The organism is Terrimonas ferruginea DSM 30193 (assembly GCF_000425585.1).
GTDB classification, from domain to species: Bacteria; Bacteroidota; Bacteroidia; order Chitinophagales; family Chitinophagaceae; genus Terrimonas; species Terrimonas ferruginea.
The window spans coordinates 24,602-43,879 of record NZ_KE384402.1 but is presented as its reverse complement, the minus strand read 5'-3'; the positions used below and the strand labels follow the sequence as shown (position 1 = coordinate 43,879).

Annotated in this window: 16 protein-coding genes; 9 read left to right on the top strand and 7 right to left on the bottom strand. The window is 48.4% G+C overall.

Features of this window, described 5'->3' with window-relative positions:
* Window positions 1–101: 101 nt before the first annotated feature.
* Window positions 102–1,337: an isocitrate dehydrogenase (NADP(+)) gene (locus H608_RS0119295; RefSeq protein WP_028789122.1), complete on the bottom strand. Its 1,236-nt coding sequence runs from the start codon at window positions 1,335–1,337 to the stop codon at window positions 102–104.
* A gap of 152 nt (window positions 1,338–1,489) precedes the next feature.
* Here H608_RS0119295 and H608_RS0119290 point away from each other — a divergent pair, with 152 nt between their 5' ends.
* On the top strand, window positions 1,490–2,083 hold the full coding sequence (locus H608_RS0119290; RefSeq protein WP_038009206.1) for a Crp/Fnr family transcriptional regulator: 594 nt from the start codon (window positions 1,490–1,492) through the stop codon (window positions 2,081–2,083).
* On the opposite strand, the gene H608_RS0119285 is transcribed toward H608_RS0119290, so the two are convergent.
* Together H608_RS0119285 and H608_RS0119280 are read right to left on the bottom strand one after the other, a co-directional pair.
* Window positions 2,078–3,973 (bottom strand): Nramp family divalent metal transporter, encoded by a 1,896-nt coding sequence (locus H608_RS0119285; protein WP_028789120.1) that lies wholly within the window; start codon window positions 3,971–3,973, stop codon window positions 2,078–2,080. The genes H608_RS0119290 and H608_RS0119285 overlap by 6 nt on opposite strands.
* Window positions 3,966–4,631 (bottom strand): metal-dependent transcriptional regulator, encoded by a 666-nt coding sequence (locus H608_RS0119280; RefSeq protein WP_038009204.1) that lies wholly within the window; start codon window positions 4,629–4,631, stop codon window positions 3,966–3,968. Before H608_RS0119280 ends, H608_RS0119285 begins: the two co-directional genes overlap by 8 nt.
* Before the next feature lie 110 nt (window positions 4,632–4,741).
* On the opposite strand from H608_RS0119280, the gene H608_RS0119275 reads away from it, so the two are divergent.
* Complete coding sequence (locus H608_RS0119275; RefSeq protein WP_028789118.1) at window positions 4,742–5,725, top strand: hypothetical protein; 984 nt, start codon at window positions 4,742–4,744, stop codon at window positions 5,723–5,725.
* 56 nt (window positions 5,726–5,781) lie between these two features.
* Window positions 5,782–7,437 carry an alpha-glucan family phosphorylase gene (gene glgP / locus H608_RS0119270; protein ID WP_028789117.1) on the top strand — a complete coding sequence of 552 codons (1,656 nt, stop codon included), beginning with the start codon at window positions 5,782–5,784 and terminating at the stop codon, window positions 7,435–7,437.
* A gap of 142 nt (window positions 7,438–7,579) precedes the next feature.
* Here glgP and H608_RS0119265 read toward each other — a convergent pair whose 3' ends face one another.
* The gene (locus H608_RS0119265; protein WP_028789116.1) at window positions 7,580–8,806 is read right to left on the bottom strand and encodes a 4-hydroxy-3-methylbut-2-enyl diphosphate reductase; all 1,227 of its coding nucleotides are present in this window, start codon (window positions 8,804–8,806) and stop codon (window positions 7,580–7,582) included.
* Window positions 8,807–8,886: 80 nt separating this feature from the next.
* On the opposite strand from H608_RS0119265, the gene H608_RS0119260 reads away from it, so the two are divergent.
* Window positions 8,887–10,275, top strand: a complete 1,389-nt coding sequence (locus tag H608_RS0119260; protein ID WP_028789115.1) for an alpha-amylase family glycosyl hydrolase — start codon at window positions 8,887–8,889, stop codon at window positions 10,273–10,275.
* A 238-nt stretch (window positions 10,276–10,513) separates the two neighbouring features.
* On the opposite strand, the gene H608_RS0119255 is transcribed toward H608_RS0119260, so the two are convergent.
* Both H608_RS0119255 and H608_RS0119250 read right to left on the bottom strand, forming a co-directional pair.
* Window positions 10,514–12,028, bottom strand: coding sequence for a trypsin-like peptidase domain-containing protein (locus tag H608_RS0119255; protein WP_028789114.1), 1,515 nt, complete (start codon window positions 12,026–12,028; stop codon window positions 10,514–10,516).
* A gap of 209 nt (window positions 12,029–12,237) precedes the next feature.
* On the bottom strand, window positions 12,238–13,242 hold the full coding sequence (locus H608_RS0119250; protein WP_028789113.1) for an aldehyde dehydrogenase family protein: 1,005 nt from the start codon (window positions 13,240–13,242) through the stop codon (window positions 12,238–12,240).
* 73 nt (window positions 13,243–13,315) lie between these two features.
* On the opposite strand from H608_RS0119250, the gene H608_RS0119245 reads away from it, so the two are divergent.
* The 5 genes from H608_RS0119245 to H608_RS0119225 all read left to right on the top strand — a co-directional run bounded on the left by H608_RS0119245 (window position 13,316) and on the right by H608_RS0119225 (window position 16,875).
* Complete coding sequence (locus tag H608_RS0119245; protein WP_028789112.1) at window positions 13,316–13,663, top strand: 4Fe-4S dicluster domain-containing protein; 348 nt, start codon at window positions 13,316–13,318, stop codon at window positions 13,661–13,663.
* Between the two features lie 291 nt (window positions 13,664–13,954).
* Window positions 13,955–14,944 (top strand): D-alanine--D-alanine ligase, encoded by a 990-nt coding sequence (locus tag H608_RS0119240; protein ID WP_028789111.1) that lies wholly within the window; start codon window positions 13,955–13,957, stop codon window positions 14,942–14,944.
* A gap of 30 nt (window positions 14,945–14,974) precedes the next feature.
* Complete coding sequence (locus tag H608_RS0119235) at window positions 14,975–15,790, top strand: PASTA domain-containing protein (protein WP_028789110.1); 816 nt, start codon at window positions 14,975–14,977, stop codon at window positions 15,788–15,790.
* A 15-nt stretch (window positions 15,791–15,805) separates the two neighbouring features.
* Window positions 15,806–16,114 (top strand): rhodanese-like domain-containing protein, encoded by a 309-nt coding sequence (locus H608_RS0119230; RefSeq protein ID WP_028789109.1) that lies wholly within the window; start codon window positions 15,806–15,808, stop codon window positions 16,112–16,114.
* 227 nt (window positions 16,115–16,341) lie between these two features.
* Window positions 16,342–16,875, top strand: coding sequence for a DUF7738 domain-containing protein (locus H608_RS0119225; RefSeq protein ID WP_028789108.1), 534 nt, complete (start codon window positions 16,342–16,344; stop codon window positions 16,873–16,875).
* Between the two features lie 208 nt (window positions 16,876–17,083).
* On the opposite strand, the gene H608_RS0119220 is transcribed toward H608_RS0119225, so the two are convergent.
* Window positions 17,084–19,252: a TonB-dependent receptor gene (locus tag H608_RS0119220; RefSeq protein WP_028789107.1), complete on the bottom strand. Its 2,169-nt coding sequence runs from the start codon at window positions 19,250–19,252 to the stop codon at window positions 17,084–17,086.
* Between the last annotated feature and the right edge of the window lie 26 nt (window positions 19,253–19,278).

Below are 19,278 nucleotides of genomic sequence, written 5' to 3'. Positions count from 1 at the left end.
AAGCGAAGCGTTCTTCATTTTCACATTTTCACATACCCGCAGGCCCAGGGCCTCGGTCACATTTCCACATTAAAAAAATCCCCGCCGAAGCGGGGATTTTTTTAGAGGCTCATTTTCTTTTTCAGGTTGCTGTCGATCGCATCCAGGAACTCTTCCGTGTACAGGTAGTGTTCGCCGTGGCTTACTTTGTTGCCGTGGATACAAACCGCGAGGTCTTTGGTCATTTTGCCTTCTTCTACTGTTTCGATACAAACCGCTTCGAGTGCATTGGCAAAATCGATCAGCGGCTGGTTGTTGTCCAGTTTGCCGCGGAAGGCCAGACCACGTGTCCATGCGAAGATAGACGCGATAGGGTTGGTGCTGGTGGGCTTGCCTTTCTGGTGATCGCGGTAGTGGCGCGTAACGGTACCGTGGGCCGCTTCTGCTTCCATCGTTTTGCCGTCAGGCGTGATCAGTACGGAAGTCATCAGACCCAGTGAACCGAAGCCCTGGGCAACGGTATCGCTTTGTACGTCGCCGTCGTAGTTTTTACAAGCCCATACAAAGTTGCCGTTCCACTTCAGTGCGCTGGCAACCATGTCGTCGATCAGGCGGTGCTCGTAGGTGATACCTGCTGCGTCGAACTGTGCTTTGAATTCCTGCTGATAGATTTCTTCAAAAATATCTTTAAAGCGGCCATCGTATTTTTTCAGGATGGTATTTTTTGTAGAGAGGTACAGCGGCCATTTTTTGCTGAGCGCCATGTTGAAACAACTGCGTGCAAAACCTCTGATGCTTTCTTCGGTGTTGTACATGGTCATAGCCACGCCATCACCTTTAAAATTGTATACTTCAAAAACCTGGGGTTCGCCGCCATCTTCCGGAGTGAAAGTCATGGTCAGTTTGCCTTTGCCTTTGATAACCGTGTCTGTAGCGCGGTACTGGTCGCCGAATGCGTGACGGCCTACGATGATCGGAGCATCCCAGTTGGTCACCAGGCGGGGAATATTGCGGATGACGATCGGCTCGCGGAATACGGTGCCGTCAAGAATGTTGCGGATAGTGCCGTTGGGGCTCTTCCACATTTGCTTCAGGTTAAATTCTGTTACGCGTGCTTCATCAGGTGTGATGGTCGCACACTTGATGCCTACGCCATGCTCTTTGATCGCGTTAGCCGCATCAATCGTTACCTGGTCGTTGGTCGCGTCACGATGCTCAACACCCAGGTCGAAGTATTTGATATCAACGTCTATATAAGGAAGGATCAGCTTGTCCTTGATGAATTTCCAGATGATCCGGGTCATTTCATCCCCGTCCAATTCAACCACCGGGTTGGCTACTTTGATCTTTTGCGACATAAGCTTTGATTTAGGAGTTTAAATTCAAGAGTTTGCAAAAGTAACGTTTTTTAAGAGCCAAATGACCGCTTAATAACCCGGAAGTTATTTTTCCTCAAACATTTCCAGTTATCAAAATATTAGTTGTATCTTATATATTCCTTATCTGCTTTATGGAGAATGTACAACCATTTGTAAGTTTCCTCCGACGGTTTACTCCCCTGACCGATGAGGAATTGTACAGGATCCTGATGCCGGTGATTAAAATCAGGCAGTTCCGCAAAAAAGAGATCGTCACCCGCGAAAACGAGGTGGAGAATTATTTCAACTTTATTACCAAAGGGCTGGTAAGGAAATACTACCGCAAAGACAGCGAAGAGATCAATACGCAGATCTCGATGGAAGGACATCTCATTCTCAGCCAGGAGTCTTTTCACAGCCGCACACCCTCCGAATATGTGATCGAGACCATCGAACCCTCAACGCTTGTATCCATCACCTACGACGACCTGGAAAAAGTTTATTCCTCTTCCTCCGCCATGGAACGCCTGGGCCGCATGGTCATTACCTATTCGATGATCATCAAAGACCGCTGGCAAATGCAGATGGTAAAAATGACACCCCGCGAACGGTTCCTGAACTTTGTGTCAAGAAATCCCGAACTGATGCAACGGGTGCCGCAGAAGTTTCTGGCTTCTTACCTCAACATCAAACCGGAAACATTCAGCCGGTTCAAACACCTGCTTAAAACAAAACGTGATTTATGATTGATCACGGGTCCGGATCACAAGTACCGGTATGTGCAGTCCATGCCGCACGGTGTTGATCGTTTCTCCATACAACAAATCCTTGATGCCGCTGTGGCCATGTGCACCGATTACCAGCATGGAGGCGCCACTTTCATTCACCAATCGCACGATCTCTTTCGCCCGCTCCCCAAATCCGATCAGCGCATCGGCAGCATAACCTTTCTCCTGCAATTGCAAAGCATAAAAATTAATATGCTCCCGGTCTTTTTGTGTTTCGCTGTCATCGCTCTGGTGTTCATACAAACGTGCCGGTACACTTTCCACCACATGTATCAATACATATTTTGTGGATGGATGGCCTTGTCCCAATGCATGTGAAATAAGCAATTGATCATGATTGCTGAAGTCAAGCGCTACGGCAATGATGGGATAGGGATCAATAGCTTCGATCTCCAGCGGTTTTGCTTCGCGGTGCAATTGTGCATCGGTCCGCAGCTGCCGCTTTTTCTTCAGGGGATAAATAATGGCAATGGCCAATAATCCGGTGAAAAGTAGCGTGGCAACAATAATGGCAATTTTAATTCCCCACTGACCCGGCTCGCGGAAGTAGGAGAGTGCGCTTTCACCCACCATGGCCAGATTCAATACCACCAATATTACGGTGATCAGCCAGGCCGCTATCTGCGTAATGCGCTTGATGGCAAACTCGCCCATTGTCTTTTTATCACTCACGAAATGAATAAGCGGTATGATCGCAAACCCTAACTGCATACTGAGTATCACCTGGCTGAAAATGAGCAGGTCTTCCACTTCTTCTTCTCCACTGATCAGTATCACCAGCACGGCCGGAACGATAGCGATCATCCTTGTCAGTAAACGGCGCATCATCGGATTGATCCGTAAGTGCAGGTAACCTTCCATCACGATTTGTCCCGCAAGCGTGCCGGTAACCGTAGAACTCTGGCCGGCCGCAATGAGTGCTATGGCAAAAAGACTTGCGGCAAATTCACTTCCCAATCCCGCGGGCAGTAGTTTATAGGCGTTACGGATATCACCCACATCGGTCTGTCCTGTCTTGTAGAATACCGCAGCGGCCAGTATAAGTATGCCGGCATTTACGAAAAATGCGAGATTGAGTGCAATGGCCGTGTCGGCAAAATTCAGTCGCAAGGCTTTTTTGATTCCTTCACGCGTGCGTTTGATTTTTCTTGTTTGCACAAGCGCCGAGTGCAGGTAAAGATTGTGGGGCATTACGGTGGCACCGATAATGCCGATGGCGATATACAAAGCGGCATAATCCGGAATGCGTGGGATAAATCCGGTGGCGACCTCTCCGAGGTTGGGTCTTGCCATCACCAGTTGCACCAAAAACGAAAGACCGATCACGCAAACCAGTCCTACAATAAAAGCTTCCATTTTGCGCATGCCCAGGCGTTGCAAAATAAGAATGAGGAAGGTGTCGAGTACGGTAATCGTAACGCCCCAGATCAACGGCAATCCGGTAAGCAATTGTATACCGATGGCCATGCCCAATACTTCGGCAAGGTCTGTTGCGGCGATAGCTACTTCAGCAAGAATGTATAAGGCAAAATTAACGGGGCGCGGATAGGTTTCCCTGTTGGCCTGCGCCAGGTCGCGGCGGCGCACGATGCCAAGCCTTGCAGACATGCTTTGCAATAAAAGCGCCATCAGGTTGCTCATGAGCAACACCCAGATCAGGGTGTAACCAAAACGGCTGCCACCGGCCAGGTCCGTGGCCCAGTTGCCCGGGTCCATATAGCCGACGCTTACAAGGTAAGCCGGTCCGAAGAAGGCAAATATCCTCCGCCATACCGGCTTGTTGGTGGAAGTAGTGTCTACCGATTCATGTACCTCGCTCAGGGATACGTCCTGGTGCTGTTTAGCCATCGTACTTTACATAAATATTTTGAGCCAGTTGTTTACTGATATTGACCGTTTGCTGACGGCCGACGCGCACGTCCATGGAGCCGTCGAAGTCAAATTGTTTTTTGAGTTCCACCCGCGTACCGATCGCGATCTTTTTATGACCGAGCAGTTCAAGCATGGAAGAAGACTGATCACTTACATGACAAACCGTTGCGGATTTATTGAGGGGTAAAGCGGTAAGTGCCACCTGCCTGCTTGCTTCAATTTTACCATTGGCATCGGGAATGGGATCGCCATGTGGATCGTACCGCGGAAAACCGAGAAACTCATCCAGTTTGTCGATCAGTTTTTTACTGCTCACGTGTTCGAGTTCTTCTGCGAGCTCGTGTACTTCGTCCCAGGTGAATTTTAATTTTTCTGAAAGAAAAAACTCCCACAGGCGATGGCGGCGGATGATCATCAACCCCGCCTTCCTTCCTTCGGCGGTAAGCCGGAAACCTTTGTAGGCTTCATAATGCACCAGTTTCTTGGTGCGGAGTTTTTTCATCATGTCGGTGATGGAAGCCGGTTTGGCGCGTAATTCAGCGGAAAGTTCGTTCGTCGTTACCGTATTGTCGCCATGCTGGAGGCGGAAGATCGCCTTAATGTAGTTTTCCTCACTCACCGAGAAATTCAACATATCTAAAATTTAATTTAGGTAAACCTAAATATTTATTTGCTGATTTCAAAATAATTCAGTTGCCCGTCGCCCCGGAAAACGTTATTTTGTCTCTTCAATTCTATATCGGTATGCGAAGATTTCAGGTTTATTGGCTGGCTTTACTGACCTGTTGCCTTATATGGGCGGCATGCGGAGAAAAAAAGAAGAAAACATTATCCGGCGATGATCCGGTGACCGTGCAGGACTTCCTTGAGTTTTATCCTGAAAAAGATCTTCCTTTTGCCTACGGCGATACCATTTTCAACAAGCGCCCGGGCGATTCTTTGCTGATCAGCTACAAAGTCATCAGCCAATTTATACCCGACAGCGTATTGTCGAAAATCGTCGCAAAAGGACAGCAGAAATCTCCCGCAAAATATTATCCGCTCGCACGCATCAAAGGCCGTAACAAAGACGTATACCTTTTTACCAATGCCTTCACAGGCACAAAAAAAATATCCTTTGTATCGGCATTCGGAACTGACGGAAAATTTATTGCGGCCATGACGGCGCTTGCGCCGGATGCATTGGCCAATACGCAGCAGCAGGTGAGCATGGACCGGAGTAATTCGGTGGCCAAACTGGTGACCCGCAAGAATACCGATGAAACGGTAAGCCAGGGCCAGGATGTATTTGTACTCGATCGTTCCGTGAATCAATTTGCCCTGGTGATGACCGACCCGCTGGATGAAAAAGTAGGCGAACTGCTCAATCCCATCGATTCATTTTCCCGTAAACAAAAATATACTGCCGACTACACCGCGGGTAAAAGAAATCTCGTCTCTGTCCGCGATGGCCGCCGCAGCGACCGTATTACCTTCTTTATCCATTTTGAAAAAGACGGGGGCGAATGTACCGGCGACCTGAAAGGTGAAGCAACGATGATAAACGCCAATACGGCAGAATACCGCGTGGGAGGCGATCCCTGCGTGCTGCAATTCAAATTCACCAACTCTTCCGTTACCCTGCACGAAGTAGAAGGTTGCGGGGCGCGCCGCGGGCTGCGTTGCTCGTTCGACGGCAGCTATACGCGGAAAAAAGAACCCGCGAAACCCAAGACAAAAAAGAACTGACAAAGCGGTTTTTTTATTTTCCTTTATCTTGCACTTTTGTGTCCAAATTACACATTATGAGTTTTACCAACTTTACAGTCCCTTACCCGGTTGAACAGGCCTATGCTAAACGTGTTGCTTATTTCTCGATGGAGTTTGCCGTGCACCAGCCGCTCAAGATCTACAGCGGTGGTCTGGGATTCCTGGCCGGTTCACATCTCCGTAGCGCCTATGAGCTCCGTCAGAATATGATCGGCATCGGCATTTTGTGGAAATATGGTTACTACGACCAGGAACGCAACCAGGATCAGACACTGGAAGCTACCTGGAACGAAAAACAATACAGTTTCCTGGAAGACACCGGTATCCGATTTCAGATCAATGTACACGAACATCCGGTATGGATTAAAGTCCTTTACCTCAATCCCGAAACATTCAAGACCGCTCCGCTGTTTTTGCTGAGTACCGATGTACCGGAGAACGATTACGTTTCCCAAACCATCTGTCACCGTTTGTACGATGCCAACGTGGCTACCAAAGTAGCGCAGTTCATCCTGCTGGGGGTAGGTGGCGCCAAGCTGCTCGATATACTGGGTTTCAATCCGGAGCTGTATCACCTCAACGAGGCACACGGCATCTCTGCCGGTTTTTATCTGTATAAAAAATTCGGTAACAACCTCGACGAAGTAAGAAAACGCCTGGTGTTTACCACGCACACACCGGAAGAAGCGGGCAACGAAAAACACGATATTTATCTCTGTCACAAGATGAGTTATTTCTGTGGTCTCAGTGTGGAGGAAGTAAAACAATTGAATGGAGACAACAGTGATCAATTCAATCACTCCCTTACGGCCCTGCGTTTTGCACATCTTGCCAACGGCGTATCGCGCCTGCACGGCGAAGTATCGCGGCACATGTGGAGCAAGTATGAAAATATCTGCCCGATTATTCATATTACCAATGCACAGAACTGGCGCTACTGGGCCGACAAACAATTGTATCGTTTCTCCGATGCCAGCGATCATTACGGATTTGACGACCGCAAAAAATACCTGAAGAAAAGAGCGTTCGATATTGTGGCCGATCAGACCGGCAAGCTTTTTAATCCCGATGTATTTACCATCGTATGGGCGCGCCGTTTTGCCGGTTATAAAAGAGCGGGATTAATCACCACCGATGAAGGACGTTTTGAACGTTTGCTCGCGAGTGCAAAATATCCGGTACAGATCATCTGGGCAGGCAAGCCTTACCCGATGGATCATCCGGCGATCAGTGAATTCAACCAACTCGTTTACCTGAGCAAGAAATACAGGAACATGGCCGTGCTGATCGGTTATGAATTAACCTTATCCAAGCGTCTGAAACAGGCGGCAGATTGCTGGCTCAATAATCCCCGCGTTCCGCGCGAAGCATCGGGTACCAGCGGTATGACCGCAGCCATGAACGGCGCTGTCAACTTCTCAACAGATGACGGATGGATCCCGGAATTTATCAACCATGGCCACAACGGTTTTGTGATCCCCAAGGCTGATTATGCTCATATGGCTACGCACGAACAGGATCAATACGACCTCCATAAGTTGTATGAGATCCTCGAGCAGGAGGTATTACCACTTTACTACAATGATTATCCAACCTGGCGCCAGATCATGCGCAATGGTATGCAGGATGTGAGATTGCAGTTTGACAGCAATCGTATGGCGCATGAGTATTATGAGCAGCTCTACAAGTGAGGTGGAAGGTCGGTAGTAAGTAATAAGTTTTAAGTTATAAGTATTGTCCCCATGGTTCGTGTATACACGAACCATGGCTTTTTATTCACCATTCACTCATTGACTTATTCACCATTCACTCCCGAGGCTTCGGGATGACGTTTCACGAAAACTGCCCGCTGATTTCCACAAAAGACAATGCGTCAGGAAAAAATCCTGCTATCTTCTGAATGATGGATTCAACAATGGCATCGGGGCAGGAGGCGCCGCTGGTCACCAGGATTTTCACCGGGCGATGTGCCGGAAGATATCCGTGTGTAAGCCTTTCTTCTTTTTGGTGAAAATTATAATGCAATATTTCGTCAGCAGACAAAATCTTCTGGTTGCTGTCGATATAGTAGGTGGGTAATTTTTCTTCGCAAAGTTCAACGAGGTGTGAAGTGTTGGACGAGTTGTAACCGCCGCCGACGATGGCAAGGTCGGCGGGTGTTTCCAATAAACCTGTTACGGCACTCTGGTTGTCGTTGGTGGCATAACAAAGTGTATCGCGGGTATCGGCTACGCGTTCCCCTACATTGGCGTCGGTAAGACCGAAATGATTCACCATGGTTTGTTTCAGGAAATCGGCGATGGCCTGCGTGTCGCTGGCCAGCATGGTTGTCTGGTTTACCACGCCAATGCGTTGCAGGTCGCGTTCAACATTGAATCCTTCGCTGTATTGGCCTTTGAATACTTCATAAAATTTTTCTGCCGGTTCTTCACCGGTGATGTATCGGGCCAGTTTTTGTGCTTCGGCCATGTCTTCCACCACTACAGACGGTGCATTGGCGGCCGCATGTGAGAAGGTGGCGCGGGTTTCTTCGTGTTTGGGTTTGCCGTGAATGATGATCGTGTAATTTTTTTTGGCGATCACCTCGCTGCGGTTCCATACTTTTTCAACAAACGGACAAGTAGTGTCGTATTGCGTGGTGGGGATACCAATAGCCTGTAGTTTGCGTTCGATGGCAAGTGTGGTACCAAATGCGGGAATGATCACTACATCATCGGCTGTGAGCGTGTCGAACGAGATCAATTCGCGTCCATAGGTATCTTGCAGGAAGCGTACACCTCTTTCCTGCAGGTCGTGGTTGACCTGGGGGTTGTGGATCATTTCACTGAGCAGAAAGATCCGTTTACCCGGATTTTCGTCCACCGTGCGGAAAGCTATTTCTATGGCATTTTCAACGCCATAGCAGAAGCCGAAGTGGCGCGCCAGGTAAAACTGAACAGGGCCGAAGTCGAGCAACGTAGGTGAGAAGTCCTTTTTCATCTTGTCGGCTTCCCGGCGTTTTTTCTTGATCGCTGAGATCAGCGGGCTGCGGTACACGATGGGGACATCGAATTGTTTCATGCTGCAAAAATAGCTCAAAAACCGCAGATGCTACCCGGTGTGTCCGGAGCTTAATGCTTATCTTCCGGCAAAGTTTTGGAATGAGATATTTGTTGCCTGCCTGTATTCTCGGACTGTTCCTTACCTCCTGCATCCTGATGCCGAAAAAGGACACCGAATCCACTGAAAAAATAAAAACCATGCAAAACGGGATCCGCCGTGTCGACTGGAGACATCATGCAAATATTTACGAAGTCAATATCAGGCAATACACGCCTGAAGGCACGTTTAAGGCCTTTGCAGCCCATATGCCGCGTTTAAAGGAAATGGGCGTGCAGGTGTTGTGGTTTATGCCCATTACGCCCATTGCGCAGCAAAACAGGAAAGGACCGCTGGGCAGCCCGTATGCCTGCTCCGATTATACCGCTATCAATCCCGAGTTTGGCACGCTGGAAGATTTTAAGCAACTGGTAAAACAGGCCCACGATATGGGGTTCAAAGTCATCATCGACTGGGTGGCCAACCACACCGGCTGGGATCACCGCTGGACCCGCGAACATCCCGGATACTACCTGCGTGATTCTACCGGACAATTCCAGATCGCTTCGGGTATGGATGATATCATCGAACTCGATTATGCCAATCCTGCCATGCGCGACGATATGATCAAAGCCATGCAATACTGGGTAAAAGAATGTGATATAGATGGTTTCCGTTGCGACCTTGCCGCCTGGGTGGAAGTAGATTTCTGGGAACAGGCAAGACCACGCGTGGATTCACTCAAGCCGCTTTTCTGGCTCGGCGAATTCGATGAATTGGAGAACCCGGCTTATGGAAAAGTATTCGACGCCAGTTATTGCTGGAAGTGGATGCACCTCACCAAAACTTATTACGAAAAACAACCTTCACTCGATACGCTGATAAACCTGTTAACGAATTACAGCCAGCTTGGCGACAGCTCCATGCGTGCATGGTTTACTTCCAATCACGATGAGAACACCTGGAATGGTACCGAGTATGAGAAGTATGGAGACATGGCGCCCGCGCTTGCGGTATTCAGCGCCACCTGGAATGGCGTGCCGCTTATTTACAGCGGCCAGGAACTGCCGCTGAAAACCAAACGTCTCGAGTTCTTCAAAAAAGATGATATACCCTGGACTTCAGAGAAGCCGGCCTTGCATGATTTTTATAAAACATTATTGCAGTTGCATGCCACGCATCCCGCATTGGCTGGTGGCGATCCTTCGGTACAGACGTTTATTATTCCTGTAAAAAACAACGATAAGGCACTGGTATATCTCCGTAAAAAAGGCGACCGCGAAGTACTGGTTGTGCTACAGTTGGACGGACGTAAAAATGCCGTCGTGCATCTCGATGATGCGCGTTTGCAGGGAAACTTCAAAGACGCCTTCTCTAATGAAACGATCTCCATCGATCAGCATCGTCAGTTGAATGTGGGAGCGTGGGGGTATCGGGTGCTGGAGAAGTAAGCATGTGCTGATAGAATGTGTAAATATGTAAATGTGTAGATGTGAAAATGAAATACAATTTGCTGTCACGCTTGTTGAACTACTTAGTGGAATGAAACGCAATATAGACTGGATCGATTATGTAGGTCTTTAACTGAATTGGCTGTTTTCATTTTCACATCCGAAAGGCACATTTCCACATTTCGCCGAAGGCGGACACATTAAAAAAGCCCCCGCCGTCGGCGGGGGCTTTTTACTATCATTCTTCATCAAGATTTAAAGGATACCTGTACATGCCTGAGCCGGGATAAAACCCTTCCAGTTGTACGGTGCCGGTGGTGGAACCGAGCAGGTTGGCGAGTTCGTTCATGTTCTTCACCTCGGTGCGGTTAACGGAGATGATGATGAAACCGTCGTCCATGCGGGTCTTGCTCAGCAGGCCATTTTCTTTGATCTTCTTAACAACGATACCGCCGTTGACCTCGTACTGCGCAGCTTTTTTGCTGTCGAGATTTTCCAGGTCGGCACCCAGTTTGTCGCCGAGAATTTCAGCGCTGGCAATTTCCACTTTGCTTACTTCACCTTTCAACACTACGTCGGTAGTATATTCTTTGCCTTCGCGGATATAGCTGATGCGTACTTTGTCACCGGGTTTGAAGCTGGCGATACGTCCGCTCATTTCAAGGCCGGAGCTTACAACAGAGCCATTGATCTTGGTGATCACGTCACCTTTTTTCAGTCCTGCTTTTGCCGCAGCGCCGTCTGAAGGAACGGCCAGGGCGTATACACCACCACCTTCTTTTACACCGGCTCTTTTCAGCCAGCCTTCATTGTCGGTAGTAGGATAGGAAATGCCGAGGTAACCACGTTTTACGTCACCGTACTGGATAAGATCATTCACGATCTTCTTCACGATGTTGACCGGAATGGCGAATGAATAACCGGCATAAGTACCGCTCGGAGCAAGAATAGCGGAGTTGATGCCGATCAGTTTACCGTCGGTGTTGATCAACGCGCCACCGCTGTTGCCCTGGTTTACCGCTGCATCCGTCTGGATGAACGATTCAACCGGTGAATTGCTCTGGCGGCTGTTGATACCGATGGTGCGGCCCTGTGCACTGATGATGCCTGCTGTTACCGTTGCTTCCAATGTAAGCGGATAACCTACGGCAAGTACCCATTGCCCAAGTTTGGCATCATCGGAGTTGCCATACACCATAAAGGGCAGTCCCGATGCATCGATCTTCAGTACGGCAATATCGGAGCTGGGGTCGCGGCCGATCACGCGGGCTTTGTAATTCTTTTTGTTTTCATTCAGGGTAACGGTGATCTCGTCTGCCACACCATTGCCACCATCGGAGATGACGTGGTTGTTGGTAACGATATATCCGTCTTCGCTGATGATTACGCCGCTGCCGGAAGCGCGCTGCTCGGGCTGAACGCGGGGACCATAGTTGAAGAACTGGTCAAAGAAATCATCCATTTCACTGCCACGGCTGCGGGGCAGATCGTTGCTGACCTTGCGCGCGGGAATTTTTGTTTTGATGTGCACTACGGCAGGTACGGCTGCCGAAGCGGCCTTTGTAAAGTCGGTGAGTTCGGGGGATTGGGCGGCGTTTTCATAAAAACCGGCATAATTTGCCGGCAGTTTGCCATCAGAGGTGGATTGTACAAATCCCGCATTCCGGGAGGTTACTTTGCCATACAACCAAACACTGCCCACGGCTGAAGCGGAGCTTACAGCTACGACCAGAAGGAGTTGTTTCAATTTCATATTCTTTGCTGATTTTTTATGTGAAATCGGTCAGGCTTCACTCGTTCAAATTGTGTGCCTTTGCTATACAAAATAACAAACTGTCAGAACGATTTATTCGCCGCCCGTTTAGTTTAACATATTTTTACTAAGACCTTCGTAGATCAGACAAATTTACAATTCCTGGGCAGCAGGATTCAAATTAATCCATAAAAAGGCCGGTCAGTTGATCAGGCCAGCGTTTTCAGGAATGCCAAAGTGTCTTCACCATCGGCATAATCTGTAATACCGGGTTGCTGTGCCTGTCCAAAAGGAATATTGTTTTTCCCAACCACACATTGTACCTGTGCGTTCCCGGTCAACTGTGCTGCCAGCACTGCCGGTTCACCGGAATAGTAACCGAAGTTTAACTGGCTGATGGGAGAGAAGATCGCTTCTTCTTCCACCAATAATAAGGCTTCATTGCTCATGTAGGGCTTTTTATTGAGCAGATGCAACGCCAGGTTGTAATCGTAATTGTTTTTGTATTTGTGATGATCGCCGAGGTAATTGTATTTGTCGAAACGGCGGAGCAGGGGCTCAAAATTATAACCTTCGGGCACATATAATTTGGTCACGTTGCGGCAGCCCAGGCCGAAATACAGGTAAACATCGTCGGCCAGCCGGTCCAGTTCTTCCGGTGTTTCATCGCCGGTAAGAATGGCTACTGAAGTACGGTTGCGGCGGATAAGGTGCGGATATTTCCCAAAATAATAATCGAAATAACCGGCAGAGTTGTTGCTGCCTGTTGCAATGTAGGCGTCACAGCCTTTGAGCAGTTCGGCAAAGCTGATCAGGTTGCCCGCCCGCGGATCCCAGTCGATGAGTTTACCCGCAAGATGGCGGATCAGCACTTCATCGCGGGAGGAAGGTTTGATCACGGCGTGGTGGCCACTGATGAAGACACAGAGCAGATCGTGGAAGCCAACCAGGGGAATATTACCTGCCATAACGATGCCTACTTTACGCACAAACGTTGGGACATCGGGAAGGTGATAGGGAGCGGTCCATTGTTCCAGGGTGTCTTTGGTCAGGAATCCGTCGGCAATGGCCGTGGTTGCCAATTGTATAAATTCAGGTGTAAACCAGTTATTGGTCAGTGCGGCGCGCTCGCGGGCAGCTTCCCATTCCGGCTCATTTCCTCTCATATAATCGCCCAGGCGGGCCATAAGCACAATACGTTCTTGTAAATTCATTTCCAAATATTTAATTTTGCCGCAGACCGACAACAAAAGACAAAAATAACTTCAACCTGTTAAACATAGTGATATGGCGATCAAGATAACTGACGAATGTATAAACTGCGGTGCATGCGAACCTGAATGTCCCAATAATGCCATTTATGAAGGTGGCGTAGAATGGGCGATCAGTGATGGTACTTCCGTGAAAGGCACTTTTACCCTGATGGACGGGTCCCAGGTGGACGCCGATCAGAAAAATGCCCCGATAAGCGTAGATACCTACTATATAACTCCGAATAAATGTACTGAGTGTCAGGGCTTTCACGAAGAACCACAGTGTGCGGCAGTATGCCCGGTAGACTGTTGCGTACCTGACGAAATGTACGAGGAAACTGTAGAAGGCCTGATGGAGAAAAAAGCGCGGCTGCATATCTGATCCCGGATGTGCATAAAAACCTGCCGCGGGTGGGCCATCGGACCAGAAATTATCCTAACTTGAAGGTATATTCAGTTATTGAATAAGCAGTCCAAAGCTGCTAATAATGCAGGCGGGTGATATTTCCCGTCGTAAAAAGGTGAAGGGCCAAACGGACTTCACCTTTCTTATTTTAACATTTCCCTGTAAGCCTTTCGCGGTCAGCGTGCAATAAAAAAGTGAATTTTACTTTTATTCTTTCTGCTTACCTTTTTTTCCGCAATATTTGCGTTCTAAAAACCAACGGAATCAATGAAAAAGAACATAGCCCTCGTAACGGGCGGCTTTTCCTCGGAGGCAGTTATCTCTTACCGGAGCGCGGCAACGATCGAAAAACATCTCGATAAAAATCTTTTCAATGTTTACAAAATCGATGTAAAAACGGACAGCTGGAGTTATGAGCTGGCCGACGGCCGCAAAGTGCAGGTGGATAAAAATGATTTCTCGCTTCACCTGGACAGCCAGCATGTTCGTTTTGATGCGGTGTTTATCGGTATGCACGGTACACCTGGTGAGGACGGCAAACTGCAGGGCTATTTCGATACGCTTGGTATTCCGTACACGGGTTGCGATGCCACCTGTTCGGCCATCACATTCAACAAGCGGTATGCGGTAGCCGTAGCGCGCATGGGCGGCATTGCGGTAGCCAATTCCGTACACCTATTCAAACATACGCCGCTGACGGGTAGCCAGGTATTGGAGCAATTGCGTCTTCCGGTATTTGTAAAACCAGCCAACGGCGGTTCCAGCATTGGCATGAGCAAAGTGGTTGATGCTGCGCACCTGGATGCGGCTATCGCAAAGGCATTTGCAGAAGACACGCAGGTGCTGGTGGAGGAAATGATCCAGGGCCGCGAATTCACGGTAGGTGTTTTTAAAACAGAAGGCAACATTACGGTGCTGCCGCTGACCGAAGTGAAAGCGGATGACGACAAAGAATTTTTCGATTTCGAAGCAAAATATGAAGGCAAGTCAACGGAAGTTACCCCCGCGGTAGTTGACGAGTCGATTGCCAATAAGATACGTGAGGCGGCCAGGCGTATTTATGAAGTGTTCAATTGCGGCGGCGTGATCCGTATCGATTTTATTTACCACGAAGAAACTGGTAAACCGCATATGCTGGAAGTGAATACGATTCCCGGGCAAAGTGATGCGAGCGTAGTGCCGCAACAGGTGCGTGAGATGGGCTGGAGCCTTACGGAATTTTATGCTAAATTAGTTAATGAGTGTTTCGTGAAATAAGCCGCCATTTGGCTATCAAGAATCATTTGCATGTTTAAATTCATCACCCATCGCCCGTTGTGGCTGAACATTGTTACAGGTATTGCATTGGCCATCGGCCTTTTCTGCCTGATCGTTTTGTCGCTTAACTGGTTTACCAACCATTCTGCATCCAAGACAGTGCCTTATGTATTGGGCAAGTCTTACGAAGATGCGGAAAAGCTGCTGACCAAAGCAGGTTTTGAAGTGGTGATCCAGGATTCCGTTTACACGGATACCACCAAGCCGCTGACGGTACTCAAACAAGTACCCGACGCAGATGAGGTGGTAAAAGTGAACCGCACTGTTTACCTCACCATCAACAGGGCTGTGCCGCCGATGGTGGAAATGCCGAATATTGTCGGATACAGTTACCGCAGCGCGGAAATGGTATTGATGAATGCAGGTCTTAAACCCGGCGACACTACTTTCAAACCCGACTTTGCCAAAAACTCCATATTAGAGCAACGTTTCAATGGTCAACTGATCGCCGCCGGCACACAGGTGCGGATGGGAAGCCGCATCGATATGGTACTGGGCGACGGGGTAGGCAATCAACAGATCGTAGTGCCTAATCTTCTCGGTAAAACCTATGAAGAGGCGCGCGTATTGCTTGAAGCTTATGGAATATCCTTCGCTTCCGTGATGGCATCCGGCGTAAGCGATACGGCCAATGCATTTATTTATAAACAAACACCGGAGCGGATGCGCGAAGATCATCGCTACAACTATATCCGTCCCGGACAAACCATCGATATCTGGCTGCAGACGGATCGTCCGGCATTGGATAGTCTGCTGCCCATGCCCGATGAATCAAATCCAGAATAAAAAAACAGACGCAATATGCAAACAATAACCGCAGACGAATTAAAAAGCCGGCTGGATGCTGGTGAAAAGATCAATATTGTAGACGTGCGTGAGCCGAATGAACATGCCGATTTTAATATCGGTGGTGTATTGGTGCCTTTGGGCCGTGTGCAGGCTATGGACGTGGATGAGCTTGAGGCATTCAAAGAAGAAGAACTGGTGGTGTATTGCCGCAGTGGCAACCGCAGTGGACAGGCTTGCCTGTTGCTCGAAACCATGGGTTTCAAAAATGCCAAGAACCTGACCGGCGGTATGCTTAACTGGCAGGAGAAATTTGGCCGGTAGGCATGAATGATCAGTTGTCATCCCGAAGTCTCGGGAATGAATAAGTCAATAAGTGAATAGTTTCTCCAATGCACTCCGCGGTTCGTGTCCTAAAGAACCACCGTTTCGACGGTCAATCCTCAATGAGTGAATAGGTGAATACTTCTGCCGTTTAACTTACTACTTTAAAATACCCCAACCGGGGTATTTTTTTGTGCCGTGTATGCCGCATTTTGTGAAAAAAAGAGATGAAACGTTTTTTACTGATCTTATTCGTTTTGATTTCCGGGGTGGCTGCCGGCCAGTCGAGGGAACTCAATTTCAAACTGACCAAACTCACCTTTAGTATCAATAAAGAGGCCATTGGCGCGGGTTGGCCGCTGGAGTCGTTTACGTCAGCCATTGGTGCCGGTGCACGTACCAGGGATGGTTACAATCGCACGCACTCTTATGATGATCTCGGCATAGTGCTGTTTGAACCAAGTGGCAAAGAAGGATATTCAGGACAGGTATCGGAAATACAGTTATACTTTCAGTCAATGGAGCGCAAGGAAGTAACGCCGAAGGGTTTGTTTGCAGGCAGCTTCACTATTGACAGGTTGTCTCTCAACGCGCAAACAACGCTGACGATGATCCGTGAAGCATTGAAAGGTTTTGACGAGTCGAAAGGTTACGAAGACTCAATAGTGAGGATGGCCCGCGGTGATTATTATCTCTATTTCCATTTTAAAGAAGACGGAACGTTGGGGAAGATGAGCATGGGGTTGGTGAAGAGTAAGTAATAAGTATTAAGTAATAAGTATTAAGTAATAAGTATTAAGTAATAAGTATTAAGTAATAAGTATTAAGTAATAAGTATTAAGTAATAAGTATTAAGTATTAAGTAAAAGGCTTTAGGTATAATCTATAACCGAAACAGCCCTGGTTCGTGTATTCACAAACCAGGGCTGTTTACTTATCACTTATTACTTAAAACTTAATACTTAAAACCTACAGCCTCACATTCACACCCACCATAAAATTCGTTCCTGCCATCGGCATATAAAACTTATCCGCAGTGATGCTGCCGTCGAACACATAACTGTAAGTATAACCATTAGGTTCGTAGCGGCGGTTGAAAACGTTGTTGACCTGACCGATAAGTGTCCATTCGCCGAGGCGCTTACCGCGTAAGGTGTAAAGGACGCGCAGATCCTGCGTGAAGAAATCGTCGAGTGAACGTTCTTTATTTTGCGTATTGTCCATGTACTGGCGGCCGACATATTTTTCAAGCAGACTGATCTCAAAATTCTTCACCGGCAGGATGTTGATGCTGCCGCCGGCAACAAGGGCGGGAGAGAAGGCAATATCGGTATTGCGATGCTGCACCGACTGCTGACCGATCCATTCAAAATCTGCGTCGTAGTCGTCGAGGAATTCGGTGAAGGCTTTGATCTTGTTGCGGCTGAGCGTAAGGTTGGCAGTTGCGTTCAGCCATTTGTTGATGATTACGCCACCTTGTAATTCCACACCCATTCTGTAACTGTTGGGCACGTTGATACGCGTGTAAGCTCCTACATCATTGATCATGCCTGTTTGTACCAGCTGATCTTTGTACAACATGTAATACAGGTTGACGCCTGCACTGAAACGCGACGTGCGTTTTTCGACACCTGCTTCAAAATCATGCAGGGTTTCTTTTTTCGGCTGGTTGTTCAGGTTTGCCTGGAAGTCGTCGCGGTTGGGTTCTTTGCCCGCGTGCGCATAGCTCACAAAAGCCTGCCACCCGTTCTGACGATAAGTAATACCGGCTTTGGGATTAAAGAAATTAAAAGACCGGTCGATGGTGAGTGCAGGGTTTTCTTCAAAGCCGTTCATGCGGTGTTGCACGCGGCGGTATTGCAGATCTGCGAATAAACTAAAAGCGGTTGTAAGCTGGTATTGCCATTTGGTATAAACATTCACATCCGTTTTCCACGCATCGTTGTCGTAATACCGGTAACCTTCATCAAAGCCATATTTCGCCCAGATCACTCTACCGAAATGGTCGCCCTGGTAACGGCTCCATCCGCCGCCGATTACCCATTCGTGGCGATCCTTACGGTATTGCAGCGAAAGAATTTGTCCATAAAAATAATTGTCCAGCCATTTCTGGCGAACGAGGTCGGTGCGTGAAATAGTAGTGTCGCCCAATACCAGATCGGGAAGGCCGTATTTACTCAGTTTTTCATTGCCTTTGTAGTTTTCATAGTAGCCCTTGCCACGCGTGAGGTACAATGCAGTGTTGAATTGCCAGGAGGTATTCAACTTCTGATCAAAGAAAAGCTGGTAATGCGTTTGCGTGTAATTGTCTGTTTCGTTGTCGTACGGCGCGCCTGGCCGGTCGGTGCCGGCAGAATTGTAGGTGCGGTTGGTTTCCTTGAGGTTTTCGGGTACGCCGTTCCAGGCCTGGTAGGTTTTTTCCTTACCGGAAAAAATATTCAGCCTTACGGAACTGCCTTTGTTAAGGTAAGCGCCGGATAAATAAAAAGATTGCAGATCACTTGAAGCACGGTCGATGTAGCCGCTGCTGCTGATACGGCTGAGGCGCGCGTCAACGGTAAAATGATCATCGATAAGCCCTGTGCCGGCTTTGGCCGTGTTCTTCCAGGTGTCGAATGAACCGTACGCGTTGTTGAATTCAGCGTAAGGTTTGGTGTTGACTTCATTGGTAGAGAGGCTGACGGTAGCGCCAAACGCACCGGTACCATTGGAAGAAGTACCCACGCCGCGTTGAATCTGGATGGAGTTGACGGAAGACGTGAAGTCGGGGAGATTAACAAAAAAGGTACCCTGGCTTTCTGCGTCGTTGTAGGGAATACCGTTCAACGCAATGTTGATACGGGTGGCGTCGGTACCGCGGATGCGTAGCCCTGTGTAACCGATGCCCGTGCCGGCATCGGAATTTACTACTACGGAAGGTGTGAGGTTGAGGACAAAAGGAATGTCCTGCCCGAGGTTGCGTTTGGCAATTTCGGTTTTTGACAAATTGGATTTTGCGAACGGGGCTTTTTCGCCGGCGCGTACTGCGCGGACTTCCACAGGCGATAGCAGATCGAAGCTGTCACGTTGTGCTGTTGTCTGGCCAAAGGATAACATAGCTGCCGATAGCAGGCAGCCGGTCATAATCATCCTCTTCATTTTTTTTAATGTTTTAGCTGTTAAAA

Excerpts from the sequence above, each read along its gene's own strand:
- H608_RS0119250 (WP_028789113.1), bottom strand. The coding sequence starts at position 13,242 with ATGAATTTACAAGAACGTATTGTGCTTATGGCCCGCCTGGGCGATTAT.
- H608_RS0119235 (WP_028789110.1), top strand. The coding sequence starts at position 14,975 with ATGTTTAAATTCATCACCCATCGCCCGTTGTGGCTGAACATTGTTACA.
- H608_RS0119285 (WP_028789120.1), bottom strand. The coding sequence starts at position 3,973 with ATGGCTAAACAGCACCAGGACGTATCCCTGAGCGAGGTACATGAATCG.
- H608_RS0119220 (WP_028789107.1), bottom strand. The coding sequence starts at position 19,252 with ATGAAGAGGATGATTATGACCGGCTGCCTGCTATCGGCAGCTATGTTA.
- H608_RS0119240 (WP_028789111.1), top strand. The coding sequence starts at position 13,955 with ATGAAAAAGAACATAGCCCTCGTAACGGGCGGCTTTTCCTCGGAGGCA.
- H608_RS0119275 (WP_028789118.1), top strand. The coding sequence starts at position 4,742 with ATGCGAAGATTTCAGGTTTATTGGCTGGCTTTACTGACCTGTTGCCTT.
- H608_RS0119245 (WP_028789112.1), top strand. The coding sequence starts at position 13,316 with ATGGCGATCAAGATAACTGACGAATGTATAAACTGCGGTGCATGCGAA.
- H608_RS0119295 (WP_028789122.1), bottom strand. The coding sequence starts at position 1,337 with ATGTCGCAAAAGATCAAAGTAGCCAACCCGGTGGTTGAATTGGACGGG.
- H608_RS0119230 (WP_028789109.1), top strand. The coding sequence starts at position 15,806 with ATGCAAACAATAACCGCAGACGAATTAAAAAGCCGGCTGGATGCTGGT.
- H608_RS0119225 (WP_028789108.1), top strand. The coding sequence starts at position 16,342 with ATGAAACGTTTTTTACTGATCTTATTCGTTTTGATTTCCGGGGTGGCT.
- H608_RS0119280 (WP_038009204.1), bottom strand. The coding sequence starts at position 4,631 with ATGTTGAATTTCTCGGTGAGTGAGGAAAACTACATTAAGGCGATCTTC.
- H608_RS0119265 (WP_028789116.1), bottom strand. The coding sequence starts at position 8,806 with ATGAAACAATTCGATGTCCCCATCGTGTACCGCAGCCCGCTGATCTCA.
- H608_RS0119290 (WP_038009206.1), top strand. The coding sequence starts at position 1,490 with ATGGAGAATGTACAACCATTTGTAAGTTTCCTCCGACGGTTTACTCCC.
- H608_RS0119260 (WP_028789115.1), top strand. The coding sequence starts at position 8,887 with ATGAGATATTTGTTGCCTGCCTGTATTCTCGGACTGTTCCTTACCTCC.
- glgP (WP_028789117.1), top strand. The coding sequence starts at position 5,782 with ATGAGTTTTACCAACTTTACAGTCCCTTACCCGGTTGAACAGGCCTAT.
- H608_RS0119255 (WP_028789114.1), bottom strand. The coding sequence starts at position 12,028 with ATGAAATTGAAACAACTCCTTCTGGTCGTAGCTGTAAGCTCCGCTTCA.